Source organism: Cereibacter johrii (genome assembly GCF_001720585.1).
In the GTDB taxonomy this organism is placed as follows: Bacteria; Pseudomonadota; Alphaproteobacteria; order Rhodobacterales; family Rhodobacteraceae; genus Cereibacter_A; species Cereibacter_A johrii.
Genome location: NZ_MABH01000160.1, coordinates 1 through 14,347, shown reverse-complemented (window position 1 = coordinate 14,347; position 14,347 = coordinate 1). Strand labels below are relative to the sequence as shown.

Below are 14,347 nucleotides of genomic sequence, written 5' to 3'. Positions count from 1 at the left end.
CGCCGGCGCCGGACCCCATGTAGATGTCACCGGCAACCGGGATGGACGTGCGACAGGCCGGGGAGGAGACGAAGCAATGGACGAGGCGAAGACGAACCCGGAGATGACGCTGACCGAGGGGGCCGGACGGCAGGGACGGCGCGTGATGTCGACCTGCCTGCGCGACTTCGTCAGCGCCATCGTCTCGGGGGAACTGGCCGAGGGCAAGACCCTGCCGAGCGAGGCCGACCTGATGGCGCGCTTCGGCGTCAGCCGCACCACCCTGCGCGAGACGATGCAGCACATGGTGGCGCAGGGCCTCATCCGCTCGCGGCCCCGCGCGGGCACCACGGTCCTGCCGCGCAGCCAGTGGAACATGCTCGATCCGGTCGTCCTCGACGCGGCCCTCGCCCAGCCGAACGATTTCGCCTTCTACGATGCGCTGATGCAGGCGCGCGAGGTGCTGGAACCGGCCGCCGCCGCCGCCGCCGCCGCCAGCGCGGACAATGAGGCGCTGGTCGAGATCACCCGCGCCTTCGAGGCGATGCGCAAGTCGGACGGCCGCGATGACGAGGCCTGGAGCATCGCCGATCTCGCGTTCCACACCGCGCTGAACCGCGCGAGCGGCAACTGGGTCTTCGCGCAGTTCGGGATCGCGATCCGGGCGGCGCTGCTCGCGAGCTTCCGCAAGACCAACCGGGCGAGCCAGTCCTTCCACGAGGCGATCGGGATGCACGAGAAGGTGCTCGAGGCGATCCGGATGCGCCAGCCCGAGACCGCCCGAACCGCGATGCAGACCCTGCTCAGGCACGCGCGCCGCGACATGGAAGCCATGTATTCCAACCGCGGGAGCTGACCCCTCCGCGGCGGCGCCCGGTCAGCCCGTGGCGGCCGCGTCGAAGGCGGCGATGCTGCACTGTGCCCGGGCCGCGACCTCATCGGCCGTCATGCCGGGCCGGTAGAGGCTGGAGCCGAGCCCGAAGGCCGAAACCCCCACCGCCCGGTAGGCGGCGAAACTCGTCTCGTCGATGCCGCCCACGGCGCCGATCACGGTGGCCTTCGGCAGCACCGCCCGCATGGCGCCGATGCCTGCCGGGCCGAGCACTCCCGCCGGGAAGACCTTGAGCCCCGAGGCCCCGTGGCGGAGCGCCGTGAAGGCTTCGGTCAGGGTCATGATGCCGGGCATCGAGACGAGGCCCAGCTCGCCCGCCCGGTCCAGCACCGCCCCGTCGACGTTCGGACTGACGAGGAGCCGCCCGCCGCAGCCGGCGAGCCGGTCCACATCCGCAGGCGTGAGGACGGTCCCCGCCCCGATCATGACGGACGCGGGCGCGAGCCTCGCCGCCCGTTCGATGGAGACGAAGGGATCGGGCGAGTTCAGCGGGATCTCGATCGCCTCGAATCCCGCCTCGATCAGCCGCTCGAGGATCGGCTCGATCTCCTCGGGGCGGATCCCGCGCAGGATTGCGACCAGATCGCGCTTCAGCTTCGGCCAGGGCGACATCGCCATCTCAGTCCCTCCAGATCTTTTCGGCAGCGCGGATCAGTCCGCGGCAGGTGATTTCCTCGCCGTCGCGCAGCGTGACGGCGAAGCCTGCCACAGCCAGCGCCCGGCCGTAGGCCTGGGCCATCGCGCCCGAGGCCACCAGCGTGACAGGCCCGGCACCGTAGAGGCGGCGCGCCGCCGCGCATTCGGCGCCGATCAGCAGGCCCGACAGCCGCGCCCGCGCCGAGGTGGGGCGCCCTTCCTCCAGCAGGGCCGAGGCCCGCAGCCCGAAGAAGGCGCGCCAGACCAGTTCCGGGGCCTCGAGCGCCTCCTCGGCCGCCTCGAGGAACGCCGCATCGTCCCAGTCCTCGCCCAGCGTACGCGCGAGGATGCTGTGGCGGCCGATCACCTCGTAAAGCTCGCCCGTCATGAAGGTGGTGAATCCGGTCAGCACCGAGCCGTCGCGCAGCGCCCATTTGGAATGCGTGCCGGGCAGGCAGGTCAGGCCCGGCCCCGGATCGTCCAGAAGCCCCGCGAGCTGCGTCTCCTCGCCCCGCATCACGTCCGGCGCGGTCCCGCCGCAGGACACCCCCGGGAGGATCCGCACGTCACGGCCCGGAAGCTCGACCCGCCGGGCGTGCCGGTGGAGGTCTCCGAGGTCGGTCGGAGCCGCAAGATAGCCCGCTTCAAGCCATCCTCCGCGCGCGCCCGCCATGCCGCAGATCAGCGCCGGCGTGCCCGCAGGCGCCCCGAGGCTCGCCGTCGCCCGGGCCAGAACGGCGGGATAGTCTGCCTGCCCGAGCGCCTTCATGCCGCGGTCGTCGCTGTGCATCGGCGAGAGATCGTGGCCGCCCCGCCAGATCCAGGCCCGCATCCGGCTCGTTCCCCAGTCGACAAGGATCGCCCGAGGCGGATCGTCCCTTCGCTCGCCGTCAGCCCGCATCACCAGCCCGCCTCCCCGCTGAGCCTGCAGCTTTAATACTATCTTTGAGCATCATCAATACTATTTAAAGCCTCACGCATCGGCCCCGCCCCGCCGAAGGCTCAACCCGCCGTGCCGGCGGCCTCTCCAAAGGGCGCCCTCCAAGCCTGTGCCCGCCGCTTCGGCGAACCCTCTCGGCCGAGGCGAGCCTCCGCCTCCGAGATCACCGTCCGGCGTCTGAGTGTCTTTGGCTGCTCCGTCCGGAGTCAGCGGCTTGCGAAGCGAGCCGATGTCCGGATTGCTCCTGCCTTGGTGCAGCCTCGCCATCCTTGCTACGGATATGCCGGTCCTGCGCTTCCTCCAGAGACCAGGGCCCCGCATGTGCGGACGGCCGATGGCCCTCCGCCTCGCACCTGAACCCGCGCAGAACGGACGCCCGCAGGAGCATGCCTGTCAGGCGCAGGAGAGGGTTCCGGCGCGGCAGATCCGGCCCTCGTGCCGCGGGTTCCTCCCGCCCGCCGTCTTCGAAGCCGCTGTCAGATTGAGATTCTTTTCTGTTGGGCCGAAGCGGCCTGCCGTGTAGTATTAGCTTAAGCTACTATGTTGGAGAGAAGCTCATGCCTGTCCTCTGGTGCGCCGATCACCCCCTCCGAAACAATCCTCTCGCCCGCGGCGGGGCCGCCCGATGACACTCGACCTTCCCCGGCGCACGGGCAGCGGGCGCGGCCTGACGGCGGTGATCGACTTCGGCCCCGACAGCGCCGGCTGGACCGGCATCCGCGGGGTCGAAGACCTGCTCGCGGTGGCGGGCGGCTACATCGACTTCGCCAAGATCTATGCGATGAACGCGCTTCTCGTGCCGGGCAAGCCCTTGTCGCGCATCGTGGCCGCCTATGCCGAGGCGAATGTCGCCACCTTCTCGGGCGGCATCCTCTTCGAATGGGCGCACCGGCAGGGCGAGGTCGAGGCGCTGGCCCCCCTCCTGAAGGGTCTGGGCATCCGCGGGCTCGAGATCTCCGAGAACTACATCCGCCTCGATCCGGCCGAACGCGACCGCTGGATCGGCTGGTTCCGCGACCGGGACTTCGACGTGATCTACGAATTCGGCCGCAAGACCCCGGACGAACCCCTCGATCTCGACCGGCTGGGGGGCATCGTCAGCGCCGTGCGCGCCGCGGGCGCGCATCATGTCATCGTCGAACAGTCCGAAATCGACCTCGTGGCGCGCAGCGACGCGGGCATCCTCGACCGGCTCGCCCGCGCGCCCTGGTTCGACGACATCCTGATCGAGGCCGATCCGCTGTGCTTTCCCGCCCAGCATGCCGATCTGATCCGCCGGTTCGGCGCGAATGTGAGCCTCGCCAATATCGCCCCCGGGCAGGCGCTGAGGCTCGAGGGGCTGCGCCGCGGCATCGGCCGCGGCGTCGATTACGCGATGTTTGCCGAAGAGGACGTTCCCGCATGACCTATGCTTCCCCGCACCGCCTGACCCCCGAAGAGGAAGGCGGCCCCGAAGTCGACGTGATCGTGGTGGGGGCAGGCAATGCCGCAGCCTGCGCGGCTCTGGCCGCGCGCGAGGCGGGCGCGGGCAAGGTCCTGATGCTCGAGGCCGCGCCCGAGGCGGAGGCGGGCGGCAATTCCACCTATACGGCGGGCGCGATGCGCGTGACCTACGAGGGGATCGACGACCTGCGCGAGCTCGTGCCCGACGTGCCGGACGATCTGGTGGCCGTCACCGATTTCGGCAGCTACGGCGCCGACGCCTTCTTCGACGACATGTTCCGCATGACGCAGTTCCGCACGGACCCCGAGCTGGTCGAGATCCTCGTCCGGCAGAGCCTGCCCACGCTGCGCTGGATGCGCGAGCAGGGCGTGCGCTTCCAGCTCTCGTTCGGGCGGCAGGCCTACAAGGTTGACGGGCGCTTCCGCTTCTGGGGCGGGCTTGCCTGCGAGGTCTGGGGCGGCGGACCCGGCCTCGTCGAGATGCTGCATGCCGCCTGCGCCAGGCGCGGGATCGAGATCCGCTATGCCACGCCTGCCACAGATCTCCTGCGCGACGATGCGGGCGTGTGCGGGGTCATGGTGGCGACGCCCGAGGGCCGGAAGGCGATCCGCGCGGGCTCGGTGGTGCTGGCCTGCGGCGGCTTCGAGAGCAATGCCGAGATGCGGGCGCGCTATCTCGGGCCCGACTGGGACCTCGCCAAGGTCCGCGGCACCCGCTTCAACATGGGCGACGGCATCCGCATGGCGCTCGAGGCCGGCGCCATGCCCCATGGCCACTGGTCGGGCGCCCATGCGGTGGGCTGGGACCGCGACGCCCCCGCCTATGGCGATCTTGCCGTGGGCGACAATTACCAGAAGCACAGCTACCCGTTCGGCATCATGGTGAATGCGAACGGCGAGCGCTTCGTGGACGAGGGTGCCGACTTCCGCAATTACACCTATGCCAAATACGGCCGCGAGGTGCTGCGCCAGCCGGGTATGTTCGCCTGGCAGGTGTTCGACGCCAAGGTCCTGCCGATGCTGCGCGACGAGTACCGCATCCGCGAGGTGACGAAGGTCACGGCGAACACGCTCGAGGAGCTGGCCGGGAAGCTCGAGGGCGTCGATCCCGCGCGCTTCCTTCAGACGGTGCGGGCCTACAATGCCGCCGTGCAGACCTCGGTGCCCTTCAACCCGGCGATCCGGGACGGGCGCGGGACGGAAGGGCTTGCGCTGCCGAAATCCAACTGGGCCAACACCCTCGATCAGGCCCCGTTCGAGGCCTATGCCATCACCTGCGGCGTGACCTTCACCTTCGGGGGCGTCAAGGTCTCGGACCGGGGCGAGGTCATGGACCGCGCCGGCGCGGCGATCCCCGGCCTCTATTCCGCGGGCGAGATGGTCGGCGGCATCTTCTATCACAACTATCCCGGCGGCACCGGCCTCACCTCGGGGGCGGTCTTCGGCAAGCTGGCGGGGAAGAATGCAGGGAGACATGCGCTGAGCCTGCAAACCGCCTGAGGAGGGGCGGAAGGCGCACCAGACAACCGGGAGGAGAGACATGCGACTTGTGAAAGACGGGCTCCGTCAGACGCGGCGGGTGCTGGGCGGGCTGGCGCTGGCGGGCCTCGCCGCAGCCGCCCCCGCGGCGGCCGAGACGCTGGCCGTGGGCGTGCAGCAGGTGCCGCCCGACGAGGTCTATATCGCCCGCGACTGGGGCGAACCCTACGGGCTCGAGGTCGAGGCCACGCAATTCTCCTCGGGCGGCGACATGCTCAAGGCCTTTCTCGCCGGCCGGGTGATGGTGGCCAACGGCGGCTCGGGGCGGCTCGTGACGCTGGCCGCCCAGCAGCCCGAGACCTTCTACATCATCGGCACCCAGCAATCGGGCGGCGACCGCTACAGCCTCGTGGTGCGCAAGGATTCGGAGGCGGGCGGGATCGCCGACCTGAAGGGCAAGAAGCTGGGCGTGGTCACGGGGACGGGCACCTACGGCACCTTCCTCGTCTATCTTCAGGAGCAGGGGCTGAGCGAGGCCGACTTCCAGATCGTCAACATGAAGATCGACGATCTGCGCGCGGCGGTCGAGCAGCAGCTCGTCGACGCGGCGGTGATGTGGGAGCCTTTCGTGGCCATCGCCGAGGAGATGGGCAACGTGAAGCGGCTCGTCTCGATGAAGGGGGTGAACGAGAGCCCGAACTTCCTGCTCGCGAACCGCGCCTTCACCGACGAAAATCCCGAGACCATCGTGAAGTTCCTGGCCTCCAGCATCGATGCGGCCGACTTCATCGAGGCCGATCCGGCCGAGGCCGGCCAGCTTGCGGCGGACCAGATCGCCAAGGGCGGGGTCGAGGTTCCGGCCAAGGCGCTCGAGACCGCCTTCACCCGGATCAGCGTGAAGCGCGAGGTGACGGACGACATGGTGTCCGAACTCGTGCCGGTGGCCGAGGCGATGCAGGCCGCGGGCAAGATCGGCGAGGTGCCCGACTTCGGCTCCTTCGTGCGCCGCGACCTCTATGAGCAGGCGCTGGACCTCGCCGGTTCCACCACCAACTGACCCGATCCCGGAGAGGACCGTCATGCCCCCAGGCTTCCGCCTGTTCGACCGCGTTATCGTCGTGGTTCAATTCCTGCTGCCCATCCTCGGCCTTCTCCTCTTCTGGGAGCTGGCGGTGCGCACCGGGCTTGCCCAGGCGAGCATCCTGCCCGCGCCGAGCACGATCCTCGCCCGCGCCGTCGAGCTTCTCGGGCTCACGGGGGAACGGGCGGTCCTCTTCGGCCATATCGGCGCGAGCCTCAAGCGCGCGCTTCTGGCCTTCGCCCTCGCGGTGGCGGTGGGGGTGCCGCTGGGCTTCCTCCTCGGCCTGAGCCGCGAGGCGCAGCTCTGGGTGAGCCCGATCCTCAGCCTCATGCTGCCCCTGCCCGCCGTGGCTTGGACGCCGATCCTTCTGGTGGTCTTCGGCCCGGGCGATCTGACCATCGTCATCGTCTGCTTCCTCGGCGCGGTCTTTCCCGTCCTCTACAGCACGATGCAGGGGGTCAGGGCCTGCGGGACCCAGCCGGTCTGGGTCGTCCGCTCGATGGGCGGCAGCCGGCTCGACGTGCTGCGCCGGGTGCTGATCCCGGCCTCGCTGCCCGCGCTCATCACCGGCTTCAAGCTCGGCATGGCCCATTCCTGGCGCACGCTCGTCGCGGCCGAGATGCTGGCCGCCCTCAGCAGCGGGCTCGGCTACATGATCTTCTCGGCCCGCTCCTACATGGATGTGAGCACGATGTTCGTGGGCGTGGTCTGCCTCGCAGCCATCGGCATGGCGATCGAACACCTGCTCTTCGGCACGCTCGAGCGCGCCACCATCCACCGCTGGTATGTCCGCGATGCAGGCACCGGAGGACGCCAATGACGATGGAGACCGCCGCGGCGCCCCGCCGCGCCCGCCCCTTCGCTTTGCCCATGGCCCTCGTCCGGCCGGTCGTCTCGCTGGGCCTCCTCTTCGGCCTCTGGGAGATCGCCGCCCGCACCGGCACGATCAGCGCCTTCCTCTTCCCGCCGCCCACGGCGATCCTGGCCTCCCTCTGGGTCTCGGCCGGGCCGAACGGCGATCCGCCCTTCGGCACGCTCCTCGACATCGCCTTGAGCCTCTACCGGCTTCTGGCGGGCGTGGGGCTCGCGCTGGTGCTCGGCTCGCTGATCGGGCTCGCCATCGGCCTCACGCGCTGGGGACGGGCGATCTTCAAGCCGATCATCAGCGCCATCATGCCGATCCCGACGCTCGCCTGGACGCCGATCCTGCTTCTGGTCTTCGGCATCGACAACCGCACCACGATCACGGTCGTCTTCATCGCGGCCAGCTTCGAGATCATCTACAATGTCGTGACCGGCATCGAGATGATGACCCGCAAGACCTACTGGGTCGCGGCCTCGATGGGCGCCTCGCGGATCCAGACGCTGCGCTATGTCATCGTCCCCGGCATCCTGCCCTATCTCATCACCGGGCTGAAGCTCGGCGTGGGCTACGCCTGGCGGGCGCTCATCGCGGCCGAGATGCTGGCGGCCAGCTCGCACGGGCTCGGCTTCATGATCTACGACGCGCAGGAATACATGGACATGAAGAGCATCTACGGCGGGATCCTCACGATCTCCGTCCTGGGGCTCTTGATCGAGCGGGGCGTCGTCGGCGCCCTCGAGAAACGGACCATCGAGAAGTGGGGCGTCAATGTCGAACGTTGAGAACATCCTGGCCCATCCGGTACGCGAGACGGTCGTTCCGGCCCCGAGGCCCAAGATCACCGCCGAGGGCGCGGGCGTCCGCTTCGGCAGCGTGACCGCCGTCGAGGATTTCACCACCACCATCCGCGAGCGCGAGTTCGTCTCGATCATCGGCCCCTCGGGCTGCGGCAAGTCGACCATGCTCTATGCGATCGCGGGCTTCCTCAAGACCACATCGGGCGTGCTGAAGGTGGACGGCGAGCCCATCGTGAAGCCCGGCCCCAACCGCGGGATCGTGTTTCAGGAGTTCGTCCTCTTTCCCTGGCGGACGGTCCTGCGCAACATCACGCTCGGCCCCGAGATCGCGGGCCTGCCCCGCGCCGAGGCCGAGGAGCGCGCGCGGAAATGGATCCGACTCACCGGGCTCGGCGGGTTCGAGGATGCCTATCCCGCCACCCTCTCGGGCGGCATGAAGCAGCGCGTGGCCATCGCGCGCGCGCTGACCTGCGAGCCCGACATCCTCCTGCTCGACGAGCCCTTCGGCGCGCTCGACGTGCAGACGAAGAACTATGTCATGAAGGATCTGCAGGATCTGTGGATCGCGGCCAGCAAGACGATCCTGATGGTGACCCATTCGGTACAGGAGGCCACGCTGATGGCCGACCGGGTGCTGATCCTCGGCGCGCGGCCCTCGCGCATCGTGGCCGATGTGAAGATCGACCTGCCCCACCCGCGCGATCCGGCCGACCCCCGGCTCGGCCAGTATCGGCAGGAGGTGACGGCCATCCTCTCGGCCGAAGTGGACCGGTCGATGAAGATCGAACGCAGCCGCTGATCGGGACGGGCATCCGAACGGATGTCCGCCCGCCCTGCCTGCTACAACAGACCGGCCGCGCCCAGCGCTGCGGCGACGGCCAGCGGGATCAGCGGGCTGCGGCGCGTCACGAGGAGGAAGAGCGCGGCAGCGCCGGTCAGGGCCAGCCTGCGCGGCTCGGCGCCGGAGGTCGTGGCCGCGAGGAGCCCCGCGGTGGCAAGGATCAGCCCCACCGCGATCGGCAGGATCGCCCGCTCCACCATCCTGAACCAGCCGGCCTGCCCATGCCGGGTCCTGAAGCGCATGGCCGCGTAGGCCACGAACAGCGTCGGCAGGCAGGTGGCGAGCGTGGCCAGCGCCGCCCCCGGCAGGCCCGCCACCTCCCAGCCCACGAGCGTCGCCACGATGAGGTTCGGCCCCGGCGAGGCCTGCGACAGCGCGAAGAGCGTGGCGAAGGTGCCATCGGTCATCCAGCCCTGCACATGGACGACGAAGCGGTTCAGCTCGGGCACCGTGGCGATGAAGCCGCCCACCGCGATGCAGGAGAGGAACAGGATCTTCAGCGTGAGAAGGCCGAGCGGATTGTCCATCGCTACCGCTCCGTCAGCCGCGCCGCGATCAGGCTGGCGGGCAGCATCGTGGCGAGGATCCAGACCAGCGGCAGCCGCAGGACTGCCGCGGCCGTCACCACGAGCAGCACGATCACCAGGGCGCGGGGGCTCTTCCGCAGCGGCCAGACCATGCGCAGGCCCATGGCGGCGATGAGGCCTGCCGCGGCCGAACCCATCCCCTCGACCATGCCCTGCACGGCCTCGAGATGGGCGTTGCGCCGGTAGAGCTCGGCCAGGAGGCAGACGAGGACGGCCGCGGGCGCCACGAGGCCCAGCACCGCGGCCAGCGAGCCCCGCCGCCCGGCGAGACGCCCGCCGACCATGACCGAGACCCCCAGCACATTCCCGCCCGGCAGGAAGTTCGCGAGCGCAAAGAGGCTGGCGAATTCCTCGGCGCTGCACCAGCGCCGGCGGTCCACCACGAGCCAGCGGACCCAGGGCATCACGCCGCCGAAGCCCACGATGCTGATGGTGGCGAAGCCGACGAAGAGCTGGAGGGGCGTGACCGGCGAGGCGGGGACCGGAGGATCGTCCGCCATCAGCCAGCCCCCTGCGCAACGGTGTTCATCCCGAGAGGCTCCTTCGTCCCGGACCGGAGGCGGCAGACCGATCCGCCGGGCGGAGGGTCGGCGCGGAGCGGGGGCCTCCGGTCGGTCTCGGCCCCGCCCGATTCTTTCCGGTGGTAGTATCAGCAACCACCAAAGCGCGCAAGGCGCGGCCAAGACGGAGCCGGGGCGGAGGCTCGGCGACATGTCGATCCGCGATAAGTTCCTCTAAATCAAGCGGTTATGAGGCCGGAAGCCGCCGCCGGCGGCGTCGTTGACAGACTTCGCTATTTGGTAGTAGCTTTACATACTATCAAAAGCCGGCAACCCCTGCCCGCCGTTCCCCTCACCATCACCCGCAGCCTCTGAATCCAAGGAAGAGCCGATGAACGAACATGTCCGCGACACCAGCGACCTTCAGGGTCTGACGCGCCGCTTTGCCAAGCTGGCCGCGACCCTGCGCTACGAGGATCTGCCCGCCCCGGTGCAGGAGAAGGCCAAGCTCATCATCCGCGACGGCGTGGGCAACCAGATCGCCGCCTCCGCCATCAGCGAGGCCGCCATCGCCATCACCCAGCTGGTGCAGGAATGGGGCGGCAAGCCCGAGAGCACGATAGTGGGCTACGGCGACAAGGTGCCGGCGCCGCTCGCGGCGCTCTGCAACGGCGCGATGGGCCACGGGGTCGAACTCGACGATGCCCATGGCTCGGGCCTCATCAAGGCGGGCTCGGTGCTGATCCCCTCGGCCTTCGCCGCGGCCGAGATCAGCCACGCCCGGGGCGAGGATGTGGTGGCGGCCGTCGTGGCCGGCTACGAGATCGCGATCCGGGTGGCCAAGGCCATCAACCCCGGCCACCGTCACCGCGGCTATCACACCACCTCGACCGTCTCGCTGATGGGCGCCGCCGTCATCACGGCGCGGCTCCTCGGCTGCGACGAGGAAGGGATCGCCAACGCCATCGGGCTCGCGGCGATGCAGTCGAGCGGCATCCAGTCCTATCTCGACGATCCCTGCATGGCCAAGCCCTTCGGCCCGGGCAAGGGCGCCTTCAACGGCGTGCTCGCGGGCGTCATGGCCCATCGCGGCTTCACCGGCCCGAAGAAGGTGCTCGAGTCGAAGGAGGGCTTCTTCAACGCCTTCACCGACAGCGTGCGCGTCTCGGACCTGCTCGACGGCCTCGGCACGGACTTCGCCATCATGGAGGTGGGCTTCAAGCCGCACGCCGCCTGCCGCTATGCGCACGGCCCCATCGACCTCGCGCAGCTCTTCCACGAGGAAGGCGTCTCGCTCGCCGAGATCGACACGATCTCGGTGAAGATGAGCGGCCTCGCCATCCGGCAGGCCTCGAAGTTCCCCTGCCCCAGCCTGAACGCGGCGATGGGCAGCACGCAGTTCGGCGTGGCGCTGGCCCTGGCCTGCGGCGGCAACGGCCTGCGCGACTACTGGGACGGCTATGCCGATCAGGCGATCCACGAGCTGGCCGCAAGGGTCGAGCTGGTGGCCGAGCCCGAGTTCGGCGTGGGCGGCCGGCAGGCGGTGGTGACGCTCGGCCTGAAGGACGGGCGCAGCCTCTCGCACCGGAGCGAGGAGCCGCGCGGCGAGCCCACGAACCCGCTCTCGGCCGAGGAGCTCGAGAAGAAGTTCATGAGCACGGCGGGCCTCGTGCTCGACGAGGCGCGGATCGCCGAGATCAGCCGGCGGCTGATGGCGCTCGACACCGAGGCGGATGCGGGCGAGATCCCGGCGCTGACGGTGGTGCCCGACCGCAAGCCCGCCCTCCGGGCGGCCTGAGGCGGCCATGCTGCATGTTCCCGCAACCGGGACGGCCCGGCAGGCGGGCGATCCGCAGCAGGTGTCGGTCCGCGCCCTCTTCATGAGGGGCGGATCGAGCCGCGGGGCCTTCTTCCTCGAGGAGGACCTGCCCGCGGACCGGCAGGAGCGCGCCGCGCTCCTGCTCGCCTGCTACGGCTCGCCGGACCGCCGGCAGATCGACGGGATCGGCGGCTCCGATCCCCTGACCAGCAAGGCGGCCGTCGTCGGCCGCTCCACCCATCCCGAGGCCGATCTCGACTATACGTTCCTGCAGATAGGCATCGACCGGCCCATGGTCAGCTCGGGCGGCAACTGCGGCAACATGCTGGCGGGCGTCGGCCCCTTCGCCATCCTCCGCGGCCTGATCGCACCGCAGGAACCCGAGACCTCGGTGCGCATCCATACCACCAACACGTGCCAGATCGTGACCGCCCGCTTCCGCGTGGCGGACGGCTTTCCCTGCATCGAGGGCGAGGCGCGGGTTCCGGGCGTGCCCGGCACCGGCTCCTCCATCGCGCTCGACTTCGGCGATTGCGCGGGCGCGGTGAGCGGGAAGCTCCTGCCCACGGGCTCGGTGCGCGACTTGGTGCGGCTCGGGGGCCGCGAGGTGCCCGTCTCCTTCGTCGATGCGGCGACGCCCTTCGTCTTCGTGCCGGCCGCGGCGCTCGGCGCGACCGGGGCCGAGAGCCCCGCCGAGATCCTCGCCAACGGGGCGCTCATGGCCGATCTCGAGGCGATCCGCGGCTGGGCCGCCACAGTGCTGGGCCTCGTCGACCGCGCCGACGAGGCCGCGCGGCGCTCGCCCAACATCCCGCGGGTCATCATGGTGGGCCCGCCGCAGGACTATCAGGCTCCCGACGGGCCGGTTTCGGCCGACGAGATGGATGTCTGCCTGCGCCAGCTTGCCATGCAGAAGCCGCACAATACGCTGGCCGTCACCGGCGCCGTCTGTTCGGCGGTGGCGGGGCGCCTGCCCGGCAGCGTGGTGCAGGAGCTGTCGCGGGCCGAGGGCGACCGGGCCCGGCTCGGCCATCCGGCGGGCGTCCTGACCGTCTCGGCCCATGTGCGGGAAGGCGCGGACGGCTGGCGGATTGAGCGGGCGGCGGTGGAGCGGACGGCCCGGCTGCTGATGGCGGGCGAGCTTTTTGCGCCACGGCGCAGGATCGAGGAGCTGCGCGCCCTGCTGGAGGGCTAGGCGCGCGGCAACCGGGCTGGCGGGGAGGCCGGCCGAAGAAGGGAGGAAGAGGTGGAGATTTCCGAAGCGGCGCGCAGGCGCGCCGATGTCGTCGTCGTGGGCTCGGGCCTCGCGGGCCTTCTCGCCGCCCTCACCGCCCGCGAGAGCGGGGCTGCCGTGACCCTCGTCGCACAGGGCGAGATCGGCAAGTCGGCCAACAGCTGGCTTGCCAGCGGTGGCCTCGCGGCCGTCACCGGGGTCGATCCCGAGGATTCGCCCGAGCTGCATCTGGCCGACATCCGCCGCACGGCGCGCGGTCTCGTCTTCGACGACATCGCCCGGACCTTCGTCGCCGAGGCGGGCCCCGCCATCCGGCGGCTCGAGGCGCTCGGCGTGGCCTTCCACCGCACGGACGCGGATCTCGCGCTCTTTCCCGCCCCTGGCCACAGCCGCGCCCGCTCGATCCGCTGCGAGGGCGGCGGCGCGGTCGGGCTGATGACCACGCTCCTCGACCGCGCAAGCGAGGCCGGCATTGCGCTTCTGGGCCAGACCACGGCGATCGAGGTGCTGAAGGATGCGGGCGGCGCGGCGGCGGGCCTCCTCTGCCACGGGCCGGACGGCTGGCTCGAGATCGAGGCGGGCGCGGTCCTTCTGGCCTGCGGCGGCATGGGGCGGATCTTCCCCGTGACCTCGAACCACGCGCTCGCCGATGGCAGCGGCTATTATCTCGCGCTGAAGGCGGGGGCGGTGCTGACGGATCTCGAGTTCGTGCAGTTCACCCCCACCTCGCTCGCCTGGCCGCCCGAGGTGCGCGGCACCAGCACCGGCGGCGGGCTGATGGCGCAGCCCGGCGTGAAGCTCCTGAACGCGCGGGGCGAGCGCTTCATGCACCGCTACGACCCCGAGCGGCTGGAAGCCTCGACCCGCGACGTGCTCTCGCGCGCGATCTTCCGCGAGGTGAGCGAGGGCCGCGGCACCCCGCATCATGCCGTCTGGGTGGACATGTCGGAGACAGACCGCGCGGCGGTGGCGCAGGTCTCGGGACGCTTCCTGCGCGCCATCGCGGCGGTGGGGATCGATCCCTTCACCGAGCGGGTCGAGGTCGCGCCCGATGTCCACTTCGCCATGGGCGGGGTGGCGGCCGACGTGGACGGACGGACGGCGGTGCCGGGCCTCTTTGCCGCGGGCGAGATCACCGCGGGGCTGCACGGCGCCACACGGCTGAACAGCAATGGCCTGACCGAGGCCGCGGTCTTCGGCATCCGCGCGGGCCGTGCCGCGGCCGGGCACGCGGCCCGCAGCGGGCTCCGGCCT

14 protein-coding genes are annotated in these 14,347 nt (G+C 70.4%); 10 read left to right on the top strand and 4 right to left on the bottom strand.

Going from position 1 to position 14,347, the window contains the following annotated elements:
• Positions 1 to 76: 76 nt before the first annotated feature.
• Positions 77 to 835 (top strand): FadR/GntR family transcriptional regulator, encoded by a 759-nt coding sequence (locus A9O63_RS14200; protein ID WP_069332530.1) that lies wholly within the window; start codon positions 77 to 79, stop codon positions 833 to 835.
• Between the two features lie 21 nt (positions 836 to 856).
• Here the strand turns inward: A9O63_RS14200 and A9O63_RS14195 are convergent, their stop codons facing one another.
• Together A9O63_RS14195 and A9O63_RS14190 are read right to left on the bottom strand one after the other, a co-directional pair.
• On the bottom strand, positions 857 to 1,489 hold the full coding sequence (locus tag A9O63_RS14195; protein ID WP_084295920.1) for a 2-dehydro-3-deoxy-6-phosphogalactonate aldolase: 633 nt from the start codon (positions 1,487 to 1,489) through the stop codon (positions 857 to 859).
• Between the two features lies 1 nt (position 1,490).
• Entirely contained in the window at positions 1,491 to 2,408 is a 918-nt protein-coding gene (locus tag A9O63_RS14190; protein WP_069332529.1) for a 2-dehydro-3-deoxygalactonokinase, read from the bottom strand.
• 664 nt (positions 2,409 to 3,072) lie between these two features.
• On the opposite strand from A9O63_RS14190, the gene A9O63_RS14185 reads away from it, so the two are divergent.
• From A9O63_RS14185 to A9O63_RS14160, 6 genes are read left to right on the top strand one after another with little or no spacing between them, the layout of a single operon-like run.
• Positions 3,073 to 3,852, top strand: a complete 780-nt coding sequence (locus A9O63_RS14185) for a phosphosulfolactate synthase (protein WP_069332528.1) — start codon at positions 3,073 to 3,075, stop codon at positions 3,850 to 3,852.
• Positions 3,849 to 5,390, top strand: a complete 1,542-nt coding sequence (gene tcuA, locus A9O63_RS14180; protein WP_069332527.1) for an FAD-dependent tricarballylate dehydrogenase TcuA — start codon at positions 3,849 to 3,851, stop codon at positions 5,388 to 5,390. The genes A9O63_RS14185 and tcuA overlap by 4 nt, the downstream gene beginning before the upstream one ends.
• Before the next feature lie 40 nt (positions 5,391 to 5,430).
• On the top strand, positions 5,431 to 6,426 hold the full coding sequence (locus A9O63_RS14175) for an ABC transporter substrate-binding protein (protein WP_069332526.1): 996 nt from the start codon (positions 5,431 to 5,433) through the stop codon (positions 6,424 to 6,426).
• Between the two features lie 22 nt (positions 6,427 to 6,448).
• On the top strand, positions 6,449 to 7,270 hold the full coding sequence (locus A9O63_RS14170; protein ID WP_069332525.1) for an ABC transporter permease: 822 nt from the start codon (positions 6,449 to 6,451) through the stop codon (positions 7,268 to 7,270).
• Positions 7,267 to 8,097 carry an ABC transporter permease gene (locus tag A9O63_RS14165; protein ID WP_069332524.1) on the top strand — a complete coding sequence of 277 codons (831 nt, stop codon included), beginning with the start codon at positions 7,267 to 7,269 and terminating at the stop codon, positions 8,095 to 8,097. Before A9O63_RS14170 ends, A9O63_RS14165 begins: the two co-directional genes overlap by 4 nt.
• Positions 8,084 to 8,911 (top strand): ABC transporter ATP-binding protein, encoded by an 828-nt coding sequence (locus tag A9O63_RS14160; RefSeq protein ID WP_069332523.1) that lies wholly within the window; start codon positions 8,084 to 8,086, stop codon positions 8,909 to 8,911. Before A9O63_RS14165 ends, A9O63_RS14160 begins: the two co-directional genes overlap by 14 nt.
• A gap of 41 nt (positions 8,912 to 8,952) precedes the next feature.
• Here the strand turns inward: A9O63_RS14160 and A9O63_RS14155 are convergent, their stop codons facing one another.
• Together A9O63_RS14155 and A9O63_RS14150 are read right to left on the bottom strand one after the other, a co-directional pair.
• Positions 8,953 to 9,480 carry a chromate transporter gene (locus tag A9O63_RS14155; RefSeq protein WP_069332522.1) on the bottom strand — a complete coding sequence of 176 codons (528 nt, stop codon included), beginning with the start codon at positions 9,478 to 9,480 and terminating at the stop codon, positions 8,953 to 8,955.
• A gap of 2 nt (positions 9,481 to 9,482) precedes the next feature.
• Positions 9,483 to 10,040, bottom strand: a complete 558-nt coding sequence (locus A9O63_RS14150; RefSeq protein WP_069332521.1) for a chromate transporter — start codon at positions 10,038 to 10,040, stop codon at positions 9,483 to 9,485.
• A gap of 391 nt (positions 10,041 to 10,431) precedes the next feature.
• Here A9O63_RS14150 and A9O63_RS14145 point away from each other — a divergent pair, with 391 nt between their 5' ends.
• The 3 genes from A9O63_RS14145 to A9O63_RS14135 all read left to right on the top strand — a co-directional run.
• Positions 10,432 to 11,838 (top strand): MmgE/PrpD family protein, encoded by a 1,407-nt coding sequence (locus A9O63_RS14145; protein WP_015923171.1) that lies wholly within the window; start codon positions 10,432 to 10,434, stop codon positions 11,836 to 11,838.
• Positions 11,839 to 11,845: 7 nt separating this feature from the next.
• Positions 11,846 to 13,054, top strand: coding sequence for a 2-methylaconitate cis-trans isomerase PrpF family protein (locus A9O63_RS14140; RefSeq protein WP_069332520.1), 1,209 nt, complete (start codon positions 11,846 to 11,848; stop codon positions 13,052 to 13,054).
• A 51-nt stretch (positions 13,055 to 13,105) separates the two neighbouring features.
• Positions 13,106 to 14,347 (top strand): FAD-dependent oxidoreductase (locus A9O63_RS14135; RefSeq protein ID WP_069332519.1); only part of this gene is annotated, 1,242 nt, incomplete at its 3' end.